This is a genomic window from Halogeometricum rufum (assembly GCF_900112175.1).
Taxonomy (GTDB): Archaea; Halobacteriota; Halobacteria; order Halobacteriales; family Haloferacaceae; genus Halogeometricum; species Halogeometricum rufum.
The window spans coordinates 243,199-259,593 of record NZ_FOYT01000002.1 but is presented as its reverse complement, the minus strand read 5'-3'; the positions used below and the strand labels follow the sequence as shown (position 1 = coordinate 259,593).

Sequence of the window (16,395 nt, the reverse complement as noted above, 5' to 3'; positions counted from 1 at the left end):
GGCGCGGGCGTCGACGACGACGCGGATAGCGCGTCCCGCGCGCCGTTCCGATGCTCCTGAGCGGGTCTCGACCGCGCGTTCGCCCGCGACCCGCCGGACGAACGGTATCGGACCGGGCCGACCGGGTCGGTCCGAACCTGACACTCAGTCGAGGACGCCGCGTGCGATGACCTCCTTCTGTATCTCGCTCGTTCCCTCGTAGATGGTCGTTATCTTCGAGTCGCGGTACATCCGCTCGACTTCGAAGTCCGTAGTGTAGCCGTACCCGCCGTGAATCTGGACCGCCTCGTTCGTCACGTCCACGGCCGCCTCGCTGGCGAAGTACTTCGCCATCGCCGCCGCGGTGCGGGGGTCCTCGCCCGCGTCCTCCTGTCTGGCCGCCTCGCGGACCAGCAGGCGCGCGGCGTGAATCTGCGTCGCCATCTCGGAGAACTTGTGGCGGACCGACTGGATGTCCGAGATGGGGCCGCCGAACTGCTCCCTGTCGTGGGCGTAGTCGCGCGCCTCGTCGAACGCCGACTGCGCGAGTCCGACCGCCTGCGCGGCGATGCCGATGCGGCCGCCGGTGAGGATGCGGAACGCCGCGGAGAGGCCTTTCCCTTCCTCCGTGAGTCGGTTCTCGGCCGGGACGCGAACGCCGTCGAAGCGGAGGGCCGTCGTGTCCGAGGCGCGCAGGCCGAGTTTGTGCTCCTTCTTGCCGACTTCGACGCCCGCGTCTTTCGGGACGAGAAACTGCGTGACAGACCCCGGGTCGTCGGGGTCGGTCTTCGCGAACAGGATGCAGACGTCGCCGCGTTGGCCGTTCGTTATCCACTGCTTCTTGCCGTCTATCACGTACTCGTCGCCCTCCCGCCGGGCGACGGTCGACATCTCCGCCGGGTTCGACCCGGCGTCGGGTTCCGACAGCGCGAACATCCCGACGGGGCGCCCGCGGGCCATCTCGGGTAACCACCGTTCCCGCTGGTCGTCGGTGCCGAACTCGGCGATGCAGGAGGTGGCCAGACTGTGGACCGACAGCGCCGTCGCCACGGCGAGTTGGCCGTAGGCCACCTGTTCGTTGACGAGGGCGTACGTCGTCCGGTCGGCGTCGAACCCGCCGTACTCCTCGGGGACCGTCAGCCCGGTCAGGTCGAGTTCGGCGAGTCCGTCCCAGACGTCCTCGGGGAACGTCTCCGTCTCGTCGGCCTCCCGCGCCGTCGGGCGAACCTCCTCGACGGCGAACTCCCGAACCACGTCGCGGATGGCCCGTTGCTCGTCGGTGAGCGCCGACCCGGCGTCTGCGATTTCCATACTCCACGGTCGCATCTGTGATGGAAAAAGGTGATCGAATCGCGGCGGGGCGAAGTCGAGACGGCGCCCGAGCGACGACTGCGCTCCGGTCGATTCTCAGGAACTGCGATACACGAATCCTTGATGGTTTGTCAAACCGTAACGTGAGAGTATGTCGCACACTGGCGGAGTGGGTCGCCTCGTCGTCGTCGCGTTTCTCGTCGTCGCCGCCGTCACGGGGACGGTTTCGGCGACGAACCAAGCGGAGACAGTCACGCTGACCGTCTCGGTGGTGACCGCGGACGGGAACCCGGTCGGGTCGGCGGACGTCGCGGCCACGTGGGACGACGGGACGAGGAACGTGACGACGGCGTCGAACGGGAAGGCGTTCGTCGACGTGCCCGCCAACGCGACGGTCAGACTCGACGTTTCGCACCCCCAGTACGTCCGCAACGAACCGTACGTCGTGTCGAACGCGAGCGAACGGTCCGTCGAGGTGCCGATGTTCCCGCGCGGGCGAATCGTCGCCACCGTCCGCGACTCGAACGGCCCGGTCGCCGGCGCGAGCGTCGTCGTCCGCCAGTCGGGCGCTATCGTCGCGTCCGGGCAGACCGACGCCGACGGGCAGTTCGACACCGGTGCCGTCGAGCAGGACGAGTACGGCGTCGCCGTGGGCGAACGGGGATACTACCGGAACGTGACCGCGGTGACCGTCGACGGCACCGAGCGGGTCGACATCGCGCTTCAGAGCGGGTCGGTGACGCTCGAAATCCGCGTGGTCGACCCGCACTTCTCGCCGCCCGAACCCGTCGGTAACGCGACGATACAGATCGATTCGGTCGGCGAGGTGCGAAGCCTCGCGAGCGGCGAGACCACGGTTCGCGTGCCGGTCAACGCCGACCTCGCGCTGACCGTCACCAAACCGGCGTACGAGACGAACGAGACGACGGTCCGGATTCGGGAGTCGGACGCCGACGTGAACCTCACTCTCAGTCGGACGCCCGCGCTGAACCTCACGTCCGTTTCCAACCGCGTCGTCGCCGGCGAACGGGTCGCCGTCGAAGTGGTCGACGAGTACGGCGACCCGGCGGCGGACGCGACGGTCCTCCGCAACGGGTCGGAGGCGGCGACGACGAACGCCGAGGGGCGCGCGACGTTCCGCATCGAGAACCCGGGGCAGCACGAACTGCGCGCCCGTCGGGACGGCGTCGAGTCGGACCCGGTGACGATAGACGCCCTGGCGGGCGAACAGACGGCGCCGCCCGAGACGACGACTGCCGCGCCGACGACGACGACGGACACGGCGGCGGCCACCGAAACGGGCTCCCCCGGGTTCGGACCGCTCGCCGCGCTGGCGGCGGTGTTCGCGGCCGCCGCGTTGCTCGCTCGGCGGCGGCGACGGAACGAGTGAATCCCCCGCGTCGCGAACGCCCGGTCAGGCGTCTCTGACGAACGCCGTCACGTCCGCGGGGTCGGCGTCGAGGCCGCCGCCCTGCGCGAACGACCCGCCGCCGCCGCCGCCGCCGCCGAACTCGTCCGTCGCGCGGGCCACCACGTCGCCGGCGTCCACGTCGCTCTCGTCGCCGGCGGCGACGACGAGGTACGGCCGACTGTCCGCGCCGACGACGGCCACCACGTCCGTCCCGTCGCCGTCGCCGACGGCCGCCTTCGCCGCCTCGCCGGCGTCGTTGCTGTCGAAGCCGTCGAGGACGCCCACGTGCCACCGCGCGCCGTCCTTCCCGACGGTGTCGAACTCGGCGATGCGGCCGGCGAGCAGTTCGGACTCCAGTTCCCTGACCTCGTCTTCGAGCGATTCCTTCTCCGCGCGGAGCGACGCCGCCGACTCACCGACGTCCGCCGCGCCCGTCTCCAGTTCGCGGGCGGCGTCGAGGGCGGCGCGGTGGACCGTCGCGCGGCGGTCGACGCCCGTCGGGCCGACGGCGAACTCGACGCGGGTGAGTCCCTCGCCGGGGTTCGAGCGGCCGAGGACGGTCACGGGGCCGATTTCGAGCGTGTTGGAGACGTGCGTCCCGCCGCAGGCGGCCACGTCCCAGTCCTCGACGGTCACGAGGCGGACGGTGTCGGCGTCGCCCATCACGCCCTCCTCGGTCTTCGTGTTGAACGCCACCTCGTCCCTGTTTCGGGCCTCCTCGGTCGGCACCTCCTCCCACGAGACGGGGCGAGCGTCCCACACCGCGCGGTTGACCAGCCGTTCGAGTTCGACCAGCACCTCGTCGTCGATGTCCGTCGAGGTGGCGAAGTCCACCCGGACCTTCTCCGGCGAGATGTCGAAGCCGCCGTAGCCGAGGTCAGAGAGCAGGTGCCGCCCCGCGCCGTACAGGACGTGGCTGGCGGTGTGCGCCCGCATGCAGTAGGTTCGGAAGTCGTCGTCCACGACGCCCGTCACCGTCTCGTCGGCGGCGAAGTCGGGGTCGGAGTCGAGCGTGTGGACCACGTCGTCGCCGACCGTCTGCACGTCGGCGACGGGTATCCCGCCGAGCGTCCCCCTGTCTGCGGGTTGGCCGCCGCTCTCGGCGTAGAAGTAGGTGCGGTCGAGGCGCACGTCGCGGCCGTCGACGGCCGTCACCCTGGCTTCGAACTCGCGGACTGTCGGCTCCTCCGGGGCGCGTGTCAACATGCACGGTGGTGCGCCGCCGTCGGACAAAAAGGGTGTCGTCGCGGCCAGCCGTTCGGCTACCGTCCGCCCGCCGCTACTCGTCGACGAGCGTCACGCCGAGTCGCTCCTCGATGGCGCGAACGAGCGAGCCCCCGACACCCGCCCGCGTGGCGCGGCCCTGTTCGACCGCCTCGACGTCGGACTCGTCGGCGTCGAGTTCGGCCGCGAGTTCCTCGACGGTGAGGCCCGCGTCCTGCCGCGCCGCCGCGACCACGTCGCCGTAGTCGGAGACGAGGTAGGGGAGGCGGTCCTTCTCGTAGTTCGTCCCCTTCCGCTCCCAGTGCTTGGAGTCGCCCTTCGCCTGGTCGTACATCTTCGCCTGACGCTGGGCGGCCCGCTTCTTCCGGTTGGGTTCGCCGTCGGAGCCCCCGCCGCCGGACGAGTCACCGGTCCCCTCGTGCTTTGAGTCGTCGTGCGGTGCGCAGTCGGGACAGACGAGCAAGTCCGCGCCGGAGACGTTGGCTCGACGGAGCTTCGTCGACGAACGACCGCAGAGTTCGCAGCTATCGCCGTCTCCCCCACCGCCCCCGCGTCCGGTCGAGTATTTGGCCATACCCCATGGTACCGGTTCTACCCTTTTAAAATCGCGGCACAGACCGCCGACGCGGCGGGAACGCGGCCACTCGCGGCGTCCCGGCCGGACGGTCCGCCCGCACCCGAACCCCACAAGCGCGGCCGCCAGCCGAACGGTTATTCCTCGCAGTCTCCGACGGTCGCACGTGAACCTCTCCGTCGTAGACCTCTCTCCCGTTCCGGACGGCGGCACCGCGGCCGACGCCTACGCGAACACCGTCGAGGCCGCTCGACAGGCCGAGCGACTCGGGTACGAGCGATTCTGGGTCGCCGAACACCACGGCATCCCCGACTCGCTGGCCGGCACGACGCCCGAGGTGTTGCTCGGCCACCTCGCGGCCGAGACGGAGTCGATTCGGCTCGGCTCCGGCGCGGTGCTTCTCAACCACTACAGCCCGTTCAAGGTCGCCGAGGTGTTCGGCGCGCTGGACGGACTGGCCCCGGGGCGCATCGACGCCGGACTCGGGCGGGCGAACGGGTCGCCCGCCGTGGACCGAGCGCTGGGCACCGAGCGACACGTGGAGAACCCGGACGAAGACCACGCCGAACGGGTCGAGGCCGTCGTCAACCACCTGTACGACGACTACCCCGAGGACCACGACTACGGCGACATCGACGTGCCGCGCTCCGGCGCGGAGACGCCCGTGCCGTGGGTGCTCGGGTCGAGTCCGTCGAGCGCGGCCATCGCGGGCGAACTCGGCCTCCCCTACTGCTTCGCGGCGTTCATCCGACCGCAGTTCGCCGCGCACTCCTTCGAGGAGTACCGCGAGCGATTCCGCCCCTCCCGGTTGGCCGGCGGCGTCGACGAACCGCGCGGGATGGTGGCGGTGAACGCCATCTGCGCCGAGACGGACCGCGAGGCGGCGCGACGCCGGGCGGTGGCAGAGGCGTCGTACCGGCGGATGCGGCGGGGAGAAGTCGGCTCCGCTCCGTCGGTCGAGGAGGCCGTCGACGAACTCGGCGGCGTCCCGGACCCGACGCCCGCGACGTTGGACGACGACGAGTGGCCGCGGGCCGTCTCGGGGAGTCCCGAGACGCTCGCGGACCTGCTGGCGCAACTCGCCGACCGCGTCGGCGTCGACGAGGTGATGATTCAGCACGTCGTCGCCGACCACGACCACGGGCTTCGCTCCCACGAGTTGCTGGCCGACGCCGTCGGCCTCGCGCCGCGGTGAGTCACGCCTCGGGCACTCACCCGTCGGGAGGTCACGCCTCAGAGACTCACCCGTCGGTCGGTCGTCGCAGACGCGACGCTCGCGGTTCGAGACCGTTCGAAAGCGACGACCCCACGGAGCGGTCGCTCAGTGGGTAGCGTCTGAAGGATTGTGCGTGGGTGATGTCCCGAACGGGAGATCACCTGCATCGTGTTGCCGCGGCGGTGTGGCCGCCCCGGTACGGTGGTCCGTCGGACCACCCTTGCGATGCGTGGGACCGGATTTGAACCGGCGGACTCCTACGAGACAGCGCCCTCAACGCTGCGCCGTTGGCCTGGCTTGGCTACCCACGCTCGCTGTGTCTTGTTGCACTCCATCGTTATCCGGGGTAATTTAAATGAGTTTCCTTTCGCGGGTGTCGTGTCGGCCGTTCGCAGACGGCACCGTTTTGCTCGTTCGGCCGTCCTCTTTCGATATGGAACTTCGCGTACGAGACCACGTCCCGGGTGCGACGGCCGCACTCAGCGTCGTCTCCCTCGCACTCGTGTTCGGTGCCGTCCTCGGCTACATCCCGCAGTCGCTCCTGCCGCGCGCCTCCGACGGCTTCGTCGCCGCCATCCCGCACGTCAACGCCGTCCTCAGCACGACGGCCATCGTCACCATCGTCCTCGGCGTGCGCGCCATCCGGCGCGGCGACGTGACGCGACACCGCGCGTTCATGCTCGCGACGCTCGGCCTGTTCGTCGCGTTCCTCGTCCTCTACCTGTATCGGGTCGTCCTCGAGGGGCCGTCCGACTTCCCGGGTCCGGCGACGGTGTACCAGTTCGTCTACCTGCCGACGCTGGCCGTCCACATCCTGCTGGCCATCGTCTGCATCCCGCTGCTGTACTACGTCCTGCTGCTGGCCGTCTCGCGGCCCGTCGAGGACATCTACGGGACGCGACACCGGACGGTCGGCCGGGTGGCGGCGTCGCTGTGGCTGATATCGTTCTTCCTCGGCGACGTGGTGTACGCCCTGCTGTACGTCGTCTACTGACGGCGGGACGGGAAACGCGGCTTCTGGGTCGGTCGGTCTCGGGTCGCCCCGGACCGTCGCTCAGTCGTCGGCCGGCAGCGTGTCGCCGGCGATGGTCGGTCGTTCGACCGTCCGGTCGGTCGGTTCGCCCTCGATGTCGTACGGATACTCGCCGGTGACGCAACCGAGACAGAGGTCCGCGCGGGACTCGCCGAGTACCTCGCCGATGGCGTCGATGGAGAGGTACGAGAGGCTGTCCGCGCCGATGTCGTCGCGTATCTCCTCCGTGGTCTTGTCGGAGGCGATGAGTTCCTCCCGCGTCGCCATGTCGATGCCCATGTAGCAGGGGGCGACGATGGGCGGCGCGCCGATGCGGACGTGGACCTCTTCGGCCCCGGCGTCGCGGACGAGTTGGACGAGTTGGCGCGAGGTGGTGCCGCGGACGATGCTGTCGTCGATGATGGTGACCGACCGCCCCTCGATGGTGCTCTTTATCGGGTTGAGTTTCAGGCGAACGGCGCGTTCGCGTTCGTCCTGCGTCGGCATGATGAACGTCCGACCGACGTAGCGGTTCTTCATCAGACCCTCGGCGAACTCGACGCTCTCCTCGCTCTCGCGGGGGTCGCCGTCGGGCGTCGTCTCGTTGGCCGCCTCGGCGTATCCGGAGGCGAACGCGCGGCCGGAGTCGGGGACGGGCATCACCACGTCGGACTCGACGCCGGACTCCGCCCACAGTTTCCGGCCGAGGTTCCGCCGCACCTCGTAGACGAGGTTGTCGTCGATGACGGAGTCCGGGCGGGCGAAGTAGACGTGTTCGAAGAAGCAGTGGGCGGTGTTCTCCCGTTCGACCAGTTGGTAGGAGTCGAAACCGGAGCCGTCGGCTTCGAGGACGACGAGTTCGCCCGGCCGCACGTCGCGGACGAGTTCGCCGTCGAGGGTGTCGATGGCGGCCGACTCCGAGGCGACGACGTAGCCGTCCTCGAGTTCGCCGATGCAGAGCGGTCGGTTCCCCTGGGGGTCGCGGACCGCCAGCACCGTCTCGTCGTGCATGATGGTGAGCGAGTACGACCCGTGGATGCGCTGCATCGTGTGCTTGACCGCGCGGACGAGGTCCTCCTCGAGGAGGTTTCGGGCGAGGTCGTGGGCGATGACCTCCGTGTCGCCGGTGGAGGTGAAGGCGTGACCCAACCCTTCGAGTTCGTCGCGTATCTCGTCGGCGTTCACGAGGTTGCCGTTGTGCGCGAGACCGAGCGACCCCGACTTGAACGACACCGAGAACGGCTGGGCGCAGCAGGAACCGAGGCCCCCGGAGGTGGGGTAGCGGACGTGGCCGATGCCCGTCGTCCCGGCCAGCGAATCGAGGTCGCCCTCGTCGAACACGTCGCCGACGAGGCCCGTCTCGACGTGACTGTGCTGTTGGAAGCCGTCGTGCGTGACGATGCCCGCCGACTCCTGCCCCCGGTGCTGGAGGGCGTACAGAGAGTAGTACAGGGGCCGCGCCGCCGCGCGGTCCGCGAGGGCGACGCCGACGACGCCGCACTTCTCGGTCGGGCCCGAGAGGTCCGCGGCGGTCGGTTGCTGTCGGCCCGCGTCTCGTCCGGGTGTGGGGGTCTGAGCGTCCCGCCCGTCTGACATACTCGTTGCTACGGATTCCGAGGGCTAAAAAACCCGTCCTTGTGTGTTCTTTGCCGCTCCTCGGACCCAATTATATACACAGGCGTGCATATGTCGTCGCGGTCGTGCGAGTCAGTCGCCTGCGCCGGTGTCGTGGGAGTCTCGCGAGTGGAACGGAGAGACGAGCGTGGGGCGGACTGCCGGAGCGTGAACGCAGACGGTTGGTGTCGTCGCTGGGAGACGGTGAACGTCGTCGCTGGAGAACGAGAGAGTGAGAGGAGAGTCGGCCGCGGTGCGCCTCAGTTGTCGCCCGACTTCGACTGCCACTCGTAGCCGCGGCGCTTGGCGGACTTGCCGAACCCGCACGACGAGCACTGCTTCTTCTTCACGTGGTAGGACTTCTCTCCGCAGCGACGGCACTTCACGTGCGTCGTCTTGTTCTTCTTTCCTTGGCTCGGGGTTCCTGCTCCCGTCATGCTTTGATTGTGACGACGTTATCGCCGCGTATAATCGTTGTGTCTTCAACCGGCGTGACCTCGATTTCGCCGAGGATCTGCTCGTCCTCCTCCGGCGGCGCTTCGAGAACCACGTTCATGTGCTGGTCGTAGCCCGCCAGAGTGCCGTGGTACGAACTCCCGTCTTTCAGGTTGACGGTCACGGTTTCTTCCAGCGAAGCCTCGAGTACGTCGAGGGGTCGTCCGCTCATGGCAAAGACGCATCGGGTTTCGGTATTAAATGTGCCGAACAGCGGGTCGTTCGCGTGTCAACCGTCCGCACCGTCGGGGTCGACGACGGGCACGGAGACGACGACGGTGCTCCCGGACCCGTCCGGTGCGTCTCGCACCCGGAGGCGGCCACCGATTCGTCGGACGACGGTTCGCACCAGCCACAGGCCCATCCCGCTCCCGTGGACCAGCGCCGTCTCCTCGCCGTTGCGCAGGACGGTCCGCTCGTGGTCGGGGATGCCCGGCCCCTCGTCGGTGACCCGCAGTTCGACCCACTCCTCCTCGACGCGCGCGGCGTCCACCCGGACGGCCGGTCTCTCGACGTCGGCGTGCTTGACGCCGTTCTCGCAGAGTTCTTCGAGGACGACGGCCAGTCGCTCGGAGACGTGGACGTCCTCGCTCGGCGGTTCGACGCCGACCGTCGCGGCGGGCCACCCGAGTTCGACCGCCGTCTGCGTCTCGCGGAGGAGGTCACGGAGCGACGCCGACCGGTCGGGCGTCTCCTCGAACAGTCGCTCTATCTCCGTCGCCTTCTCCGTCAGCGAAAGCCACCGCTCGACGGTTCGACCGACCACTCGCGCGGATTCGACGACGTCGTCGTCGTCGTGTTCCGCGAGCATCTCCGCGTGTCCGTGGAGGACGTTCAGGTCGTTGCGGATGTTGTGGCGCATCACGCGGTTGAGGACGTTCACGTGCTGTTCGCGGAGTTTCTGTCTGGTCACGTCGACGAACACGCCGACGGTGCCGACGGCCTCGCCGTCCACGCGCCGCGGCGTCGCGCGGACGACGGTGGAGACGACGCTGCCGTCGTCGGTGACGAGGTCCCGTTCCTCCCTGTCGTAGTCGCCGTCTCGCGCGCGTTCGTACGCGCCGTCCAGATGCTCGGCCGCGGACTCAGCGGTGTAGAACTCGGCAACGCGCGTTCCGACGACGGCCTCGCGGTCGTAGCCGAGTCGCTCGACGAACCGGTCGTTGCAGTCCTCTATCACCGGGACGCCGTCCTCGTCGGGGCGGCTCACGACCACCATCACCGGGAGGTACGCGAACGGGTCGTCTTCCACCTCCTGTATCAACCGTCCCGTGTCCATCCGTGTCACTCACAAGATACGTCCGGTAATCAATCTTTTCGATATTCCGACGGGTCACCGAGCGCGCGTGACGGTGACACGTCGCGCGCCGTCCGGAGCCGGCGTGAGCAACCCACGTAGTTTTTAATACCCCGGTGTGTAGCTCCAGTTACCGATACACCCGCGGGTAAGTGCGGGGGCCACCGGGGCCGCCGCACGCGGGGCCGACGACCGACGCGCTGTAAGATGCCGGGGCCGTTCAGTCCCGTGACGAAACCCGTCGATTGGAGGCGGGTTCGACACCGGCGGGGCGTTTCAGTGAGCACCTTCGCCACGATTGTGGCTTTCAATGCTCGGAAAACCATGGAAATCGAAATTGCAACCATCGGCGGTTACGAAGAAGTCGGTCGACAGATGACGGCGGTCCGCGCAGGAAACGACGTCGTCGTCTTCGACATGGGCCTGAACCTGAGTCAGGTCCTCATCCACGACAACGTGGAGACCGAGAAGATGCACAGCCTCGACCTCATCGACATGGGCGCCATCCCGGACGACCGGGTGATGTCCGACCTCGAGGGCGACGTGCAGGCCATCGTGCCGACGCACGGCCACCTCGACCACATCGGCGCCATCTCGAAACTGGCCCACCGCTACGACGCTCCCGTCGTCGCGTCGCCGTTCACCATCGAACTGGTGAAACAGCAGGTCGAAGGGGAGAACAAGTTCAACGTCGGCAACGACCTCGTGAAGATGGAGGCCGGCGAGACGATGTCCATCGGGGACTCCGGCAACGTCGAACTCGAGTTCGTCCACGTCACCCACTCCATCATCGACGCCATCAACCCCGTCCTCCACACGCCCGAGGGGGCCGTCGTCTACGGCCTCGACAAGCGCATGGACCACTCGCCGGTCATCCAGGACCCCATCGACATGGAGCGGTTCCGCGAGATCGGTCGCGAGGGCAACGGCGTCCTCTGTTACATCGAGGACTGCACGAACGCGGGTCGGAAGGGCCGAACGCCCTCCGAGTCCGTCGCGCGCAAGCACCTCGAAGACACCATCCGCTCCATCGAGGACTACGACGGCGGCATCGTCGCCACGACGTTCTCCTCGCACGTCTCCCGGGTCTCCTCCATCGTCGAGTTCGCCAAGGACATCGGCCGTCAGCCCGTCCTGCTCGGCCGGTCGATGGAGAAGTACTCCGGCACCGCCGAGCGCCTCGGCTTCGTCGACTTCCCCGACGACGTGGGGATGTACGGACACCGCAAGTCCGTCGACCGGACGTTCAAGCGCATCATGAAGGAGGGCAAGGAGAAGTACCTCCCCATCGTCACCGGTCACCAGGGCGAACCGCGCGCGATGCTCACGCGGATGGGCCGCGGCGAGACGCCGTACGAACTGGAGGACGGCGACAAGGTGCTGTTCTCGGCGCGGGTCATCCCCGAACCGACGAACGAGGGCCAGCGCTACCAGTCCGAGCGACTCCTGAAGATGCAGGGAGCGCGCATCTACGACGAGATTCACGTCTCGGGGCACCTCCGCGAGGAGGGCCACTACCAGATGCTCGACGCCCTGCAGCCCCAGCACGTCATCCCCGCCCACCAGAACCTCAAGGGCTTCTCGCCGTACGTGGACCTGTGTGAGTCGCAGGGGTACGCGCTGGGACGCGACCTCCACGTCACCCGTAACGGCAACATGATCCAACTGGTGGAGTGAGATGAGTTCGGAAGCGACGGAGGAGCGAGTGCTCGACGCGGTACGGGCACGGCGGGAACTCGTCAACGAGGCTCTCGACGAGGACGTCCCGATGTCGGAACCGGAGCGCCTCTACGAGGCGACGCGCTACCTGCTCCAGGCGGGCGGGAAGCGCCTCCGGCCGACGGTCACGCTCCTCACCGCCGAGGCGCTCGCGGACGTCGAACCGCTCTCGGAGGAGTACCGGTCGTTCCCCGCGCTCGACGGTTCGGACCTCGACGTGATGGCCGCCGCCGCGAGCATCGAGGTCATCCAGTCGTTCACACTCATCCACGACGACATCATGGACGACGACGACCTCCGTCGCGGCGTCCCCGCGGTCCACAAGGAGTACGACACCGAGACGGCCATCCTCGCGGGCGACACGCTCTACGCGAAGGCGTTCGAGCTGATGACGCAGACGGGCGCGGACCCGCAGGACGGCCTCGAGGCCGTCCGCCTCCTCGCGACGACCTGTACGAAGATATGCGAGGGGCAGGCGTTCGACATCGAGTTCGAGAACCGGACCGAGGTGCTGCCCGACGAGTACCTCGACATGATCGAACTGAAGACGGCCGTCCTCTACGGCGCGGCGGCGTCGACGGCCGCGGTGCTGATGGGCGCCGACGACGAGACGGTGGAGGCGCTCTACCGCTACGGCATCGACTCCGGCTGCGCGTTCCAGATTCAGGACGACGTGCTCGACCTGACCGTCCCCTCCGAGAAACTCGGCAAGCAGCGCGGGTCCGACCTCGTCGAGAACAAGGAGACGCTCATCACCCTGCACGCGAGACAGCAGGGCGTCGACGTGGACGGCCTCGTCACCGCCGACACCGTCGACGGGGTCACCGAAGACGCCGTCGACGCCGCCGTCGGCGAACTGAACGACGCCGGCTCCATCGACTACGCCCGCGACAAGGCGCAGGAACTCACCGACCGGGCCAAGAGCCACCTCGAGGTCCTCCCGGACAACGAGGCGCGGTCGCTGCTGGAAGACATCGCGGACTACCTCATCACCCGCGGCTACTGAGCGCCAGTCGCACCCGGCGGGGTTCCTTCGACGCCGCGGACCGCGCTCTCCTCGCTGCGACGACTCCTCGCCACAGACGCGTCGCCGCGAAAGGGCTATACGTCTGACGTGGTAAGTGTTGTCGCACCCCTACCCGCGCGCCCGTGCGGCGGGCAGACGTCGGTGTGCCCCCAATCCGGGCCTGTTTTTAGGCGGGACGAGGAAGCAGACGGTAATGGACGACGAGTTACGAGAGCGCGTCGAGCGAGCGGCGGAGAAGCACGCCCTCCTCAACGCGGTCAAGTACGACAGCGACGCCGACGTGGGGGCGGTCATGGGACCGCTGATGGGCGAGAACCCCGACTTCAGGCCGCACGGCGACGAGATTCCGGGCGTCGTGGGCGGCGTCGTCGCCCGCGTGAACGACCTCCCGCCCGCGGAGAAGCGCGAGCGACTGGAGGAGTTGGCCCCCGAGGAACTGGCGGAGATGGAGGCCGAAGACGAGGGGGACGACCGGGTGCTCCCCGACCTGCCGAACGTCGATGCGTACGACGAGGTGCGGATGCGCGCCGCGCCGAACCCGAACGGGCCGTGGCACATCGGCCACGCCCGGATGCCCGCCGTCATCGGGACGTACAAGGAGATATACGACGGGTCGTTCGTCGTCCGCTTCGACGACACCGACCCCGAGACGAAGCGCCCCGACCTGGACGCCTACGACGCCATCTTGGAGGACGTCGACTACCTCGGCTTCGAACCGGACGAGGTCATCACGGCGTCCGACCGCATGGAGACGTACTACGACCACGCCCGCGAGGTCATCGAGATGGGCGGGGCGTACACCTGTTCGTGTTCGGGCGAGGCGTTCTCGGAACTGAAGAACGCGGCCGAACCCTGTCCCCACCGCAACAAGGACGTGGAGACGACCCGCGAGGAGTTCGAGGCGATGGTCGCCGGCGAGTACTCCTCCGGCGAGATGGTCCTCCGCGTCAAGACCGACATCGAGCACAAGAACCCCGCCCTGCGCGACTGGGTGGCGTTCCGGATGGTGGACACGCCGCACCCGCGCCCGGAGGCCGAAGACTACCGCTGCTGGCCGATGCTCGACTTCCAGTCGGCCGTCGACGACCACCTCACCGGCGTCACGCACATCATCCGCGGCATCGACCTGCAGGACTCCGCGAAGCGACAGGGGTTCCTCTACGACTACTTCGGCTGGGAGTACCCCGAAGTCGTCCACTGGGGGCACGTGCAGGTGGACGCCTACGACGTGAAGATGTCCACCTCGACCATCAAACGGAAGATAGAGGCGGGCGAACTCGACGGCTGGGACGACCCGCGCGCGCCGACCATCAAGAGCCTCCGCCGCCGCGGCATCCGCGGGTCGGCCATCGTGGACGCGATGCTCGAACTCGGCACGTCCACCTCCGACGTCGACCTGTCGATGACGGCCATCTACGCGAACAACCGCGACGTGGTGGACGACGAGGCGAACCGCTACTTCCTCGTCCGCGAGGGCGAGGAGTTCGCCGTCGAGGGCGGCCCGGACGCGGGCCACCCCGCGCTCCACCCGGACCACGAGGACCGCGGCGACCGGACCGTCCCCGCCGCGGGCGGCGTCGTCGTCGAACCGGCTGACGTGCCCGCGGACGGCGAACGCGTCTGGCTGAAGGGCTACGGGTGCGTCCGCCGCGAGGACGACGCCCTCGTCCACACCGACGACGGCATCGACGTGGTCCGTTCGGGCGACGTGGACGTGGTTCACTGGGCGCCCGCCGCGGACAACGTCCCCGTCCGGATGCGGACGATGGAGGGCGACGTGACGGGCGTCGCCGAACCGGACTTCGCGGAGACCGAGGTGGACGACGTGGTGCAGTTCGAGCGAATCGGGTTCGTTCGGGTAGACAGCGTGGCGCGGGCCACGGAACAGTCGAGCGACGGGCAGTCGCGAGACGGCCACGGTGACAACTCGCCCGACGCGGCGGACGAGGAGTCCGTCGTCTACTGGGCGCACGAGTAACGACCCGCTGTCGGACCCTCTCTGTCGGTCGCTCCCTGCGGTACCTCTTTTACGCGGCACTCGCCACCACACGGCATGGAACGAGAGTTGCAGGCGGCGCGGAACCGCGTCGGCGGCGAATGGGTCGACCCCTCGCGCGACGGACAGTCCGTCGAGAACCCGGCGACGGCGGAGGCCATCGGTCGCGTCGGCTTCAGCGACGAGGCGGACGTGGACGACGCGGTGACGGCCGCCGTCGAGGCGTTCGAGTCGTGGCGCGAGACGCCCGTCGAGGACCGAGTCCAGCCGCTGTTTCGCCTGAAGTCGCTGCTGGAGGACGAACAGGACGAACTCGCGGAACTGCTGGTGCGCGAACACGGCAAGACGCTGGCGGAGGCGCGCGGCGAGATACGGCGCGGCATCGAGAACGTCGAAGTCGCCTGCGGCGTGCCGACGACGATGCAGGCGGGCCACCTCGCGAACGCCGCGCCGGGCATCGACGAGACGGCGGTGCGGGAACCGCTGGGCGTGTTCGCCGCCGTCACACCGTTCAACTTCCCGGCGATGATTCCGCTGTGGTTCCTCCCGTACGCCGTCGCCACCGGCAACGCGTTCGTCCTGAAGCCGAGCGAACGCGACCCGTACACCCCCACGCGAATCGTCGAACTGGCCGCGGAGGCGGGCTTCCCCGACGGCGTCGTCAACCTCGTCCACGGCGACGCGACGGCGGTGGACGCGCTCTGCGAACACCCCGACGTCGAGGGCGTCTCGTTCGTCGGCAGTACGCCCGTGGCGAAGCACGTCTACGAGACGGCCGCCGCGAACGGCAAGCGCGTGCAGGCGCAGGGCGGCGCGAAGAACCACGTCGTCGTCTCCGCGACGGCGGACCTCGAAACCGCCGTCGAGGGGACGCTCGGGTCGGCGTTCGCCAACTCCGGGCAGCGCTGTCTGGCGAACCCCGTCGCCGTCGTCGTCGACTCGGTGTACGACGAGTTCGCCGCGCGCCTCGCCGACCGCGCCCGGTCGATGGTCGTCGGCGACGGACTGGACGAGGCGACGGAGATGGGACCGCTGACCACCGCCGCCCACCGCGACAGGGTCGCGGACTACGTCGAGACGGGCGTCGAAGACGGGGCAGAACTCCTCGTGGACGGCCGCGAGGCCGAGACGCCCGCGACGGGTCACTACCTCGGACCCACCGTGTTCGGCGACGTGCCGACGGACTCCGCGCTGGTCGGCGAGGAGATATTCGGGCCGATACTGGCGCTGGTCCGCGTGCCGGACTTCGAGACGGCGATAGCGACGGTGAACGAGTCGCGGTACGGCAACGCGGCGAGTCTGTTCACCACGTCGGGCGCGGAGGCCAAGCGCTTCCGGCACGAGGCCGACCCCGGCAACCTCGGCGTCAACGTCGGCACCGCCGCGCCGATGGCGTTCTTCCACTTCGGGGGCGCCAAGGAGTCGTTCTTCGGCGACTTGCACGCGCAGGGCGACGACGCGATTCGCTTCTACACGGACGAGACGGTGTACATCGAACGGTGGCCGGACCGGTGAGCCGA

General features: G+C 68.7%; 14 protein-coding genes and 1 tRNA gene. 7 read left to right on the top strand and 8 right to left on the bottom strand.

The genetic code is table 11. The features are described from left to right. Positions 1–144: 144 nt before the first annotated feature. Entirely contained in the window at positions 145–1,290 is a 1,146-nt protein-coding gene (locus BM310_RS10920) for an acyl-CoA dehydrogenase family protein (RefSeq protein WP_089807617.1), read from the bottom strand. A gap of 151 nt (positions 1,291–1,441) precedes the next feature. On the opposite strand from BM310_RS10920, the gene BM310_RS10915 reads away from it, so the two are divergent. Further along, positions 1,442–2,680 carry a carboxypeptidase-like regulatory domain-containing protein gene (locus BM310_RS10915; RefSeq protein WP_089809169.1) on the top strand — a complete coding sequence of 413 codons (1,239 nt, stop codon included), beginning with the start codon at positions 1,442–1,444 and terminating at the stop codon, positions 2,678–2,680. A 24-nt stretch (positions 2,681–2,704) separates the two neighbouring features. Here the strand turns inward: BM310_RS10915 and BM310_RS10910 are convergent, their stop codons facing one another. Both BM310_RS10910 and BM310_RS10905 read right to left on the bottom strand, forming a co-directional pair. After that, positions 2,705–3,907 (bottom strand): alanyl-tRNA editing protein, encoded by a 1,203-nt coding sequence (locus BM310_RS10910; RefSeq protein ID WP_089807615.1) that lies wholly within the window; start codon positions 3,905–3,907, stop codon positions 2,705–2,707. Positions 3,908–3,980: 73 nt separating this feature from the next. Continuing rightward, positions 3,981–4,499, bottom strand: a complete 519-nt coding sequence (locus BM310_RS10905) for a helix-turn-helix domain-containing protein (RefSeq protein ID WP_089807613.1) — start codon at positions 4,497–4,499, stop codon at positions 3,981–3,983. Positions 4,500–4,665: 166 nt separating this feature from the next. Here BM310_RS10905 and BM310_RS10900 point away from each other — a divergent pair, with 166 nt between their 5' ends. Beyond that, complete coding sequence (locus BM310_RS10900) at positions 4,666–5,694, top strand: LLM class flavin-dependent oxidoreductase (RefSeq protein WP_089807611.1); 1,029 nt, start codon at positions 4,666–4,668, stop codon at positions 5,692–5,694. 247 nt (positions 5,695–5,941) lie between these two features. On the opposite strand, the gene BM310_RS10895 is transcribed toward BM310_RS10900, so the two are convergent. Further along, positions 5,942–6,026 (bottom strand) — tRNA-Leu (locus BM310_RS10895). Positions 6,027–6,148: 122 nt separating this feature from the next. Here BM310_RS10895 and BM310_RS10890 point away from each other — a divergent pair. Continuing rightward, the gene (locus tag BM310_RS10890) at positions 6,149–6,709 is read left to right on the top strand and encodes a DUF420 domain-containing protein (protein ID WP_089807610.1); all 561 of its coding nucleotides are present in this window, start codon (positions 6,149–6,151) and stop codon (positions 6,707–6,709) included. A 60-nt stretch (positions 6,710–6,769) separates the two neighbouring features. Here BM310_RS10890 and purF read toward each other — a convergent pair whose 3' ends face one another. The 4 genes from purF to BM310_RS10870 form a co-directional block, all read right to left on the bottom strand. Further along, complete coding sequence (gene purF / locus BM310_RS10885) at positions 6,770–8,323, bottom strand: amidophosphoribosyltransferase (protein WP_089807608.1); 1,554 nt, start codon at positions 8,321–8,323, stop codon at positions 6,770–6,772. 278 nt (positions 8,324–8,601) lie between these two features. Beyond that, a complete protein-coding gene (locus BM310_RS10880; protein ID WP_089807606.1) occupies positions 8,602–8,778 on the bottom strand; it encodes a 50S ribosomal protein L37e in 177 nt (58 codons plus the stop codon). Next, a complete protein-coding gene (locus tag BM310_RS10875; protein ID WP_089807604.1) occupies positions 8,775–9,008 on the bottom strand; it encodes an LSM domain-containing protein in 234 nt (77 codons plus the stop codon). The genes BM310_RS10880 and BM310_RS10875 overlap by 4 nt, the downstream gene beginning before the upstream one ends. A gap of 57 nt (positions 9,009–9,065) precedes the next feature. Continuing rightward, a complete protein-coding gene (locus BM310_RS10870; RefSeq protein WP_089807602.1) occupies positions 9,066–10,115 on the bottom strand; it encodes a sensor histidine kinase in 1,050 nt (349 codons plus the stop codon). 342 nt (positions 10,116–10,457) lie between these two features. Here BM310_RS10870 and BM310_RS10865 point away from each other — a divergent pair, with 342 nt between their 5' ends. From BM310_RS10865 to BM310_RS10850, 4 genes are all read left to right on the top strand, one after another. After that, the gene (locus BM310_RS10865; protein ID WP_089807600.1) at positions 10,458–11,810 is read left to right on the top strand and encodes a ribonuclease J; all 1,353 of its coding nucleotides are present in this window, start codon (positions 10,458–10,460) and stop codon (positions 11,808–11,810) included. Between the two features lies 1 nt (position 11,811). Continuing rightward, a complete protein-coding gene (gene idsA3 / locus BM310_RS10860; protein WP_089807598.1) occupies positions 11,812–12,858 on the top strand; it encodes a geranylfarnesyl diphosphate synthase in 1,047 nt (348 codons plus the stop codon). A 214-nt stretch (positions 12,859–13,072) separates the two neighbouring features. Beyond that, positions 13,073–14,857 carry a glutamate--tRNA ligase gene (locus BM310_RS10855; protein ID WP_245778476.1) on the top strand — a complete coding sequence of 595 codons (1,785 nt, stop codon included), beginning with the start codon at positions 13,073–13,075 and terminating at the stop codon, positions 14,855–14,857. Between the two features lie 75 nt (positions 14,858–14,932). Beyond that, positions 14,933–16,390: a CoA-acylating methylmalonate-semialdehyde dehydrogenase gene (locus tag BM310_RS10850; protein WP_089807596.1), complete on the top strand. Its 1,458-nt coding sequence runs from the start codon at positions 14,933–14,935 to the stop codon at positions 16,388–16,390. The last annotated feature ends 5 nt before the right edge of the window (positions 16,391–16,395 follow it).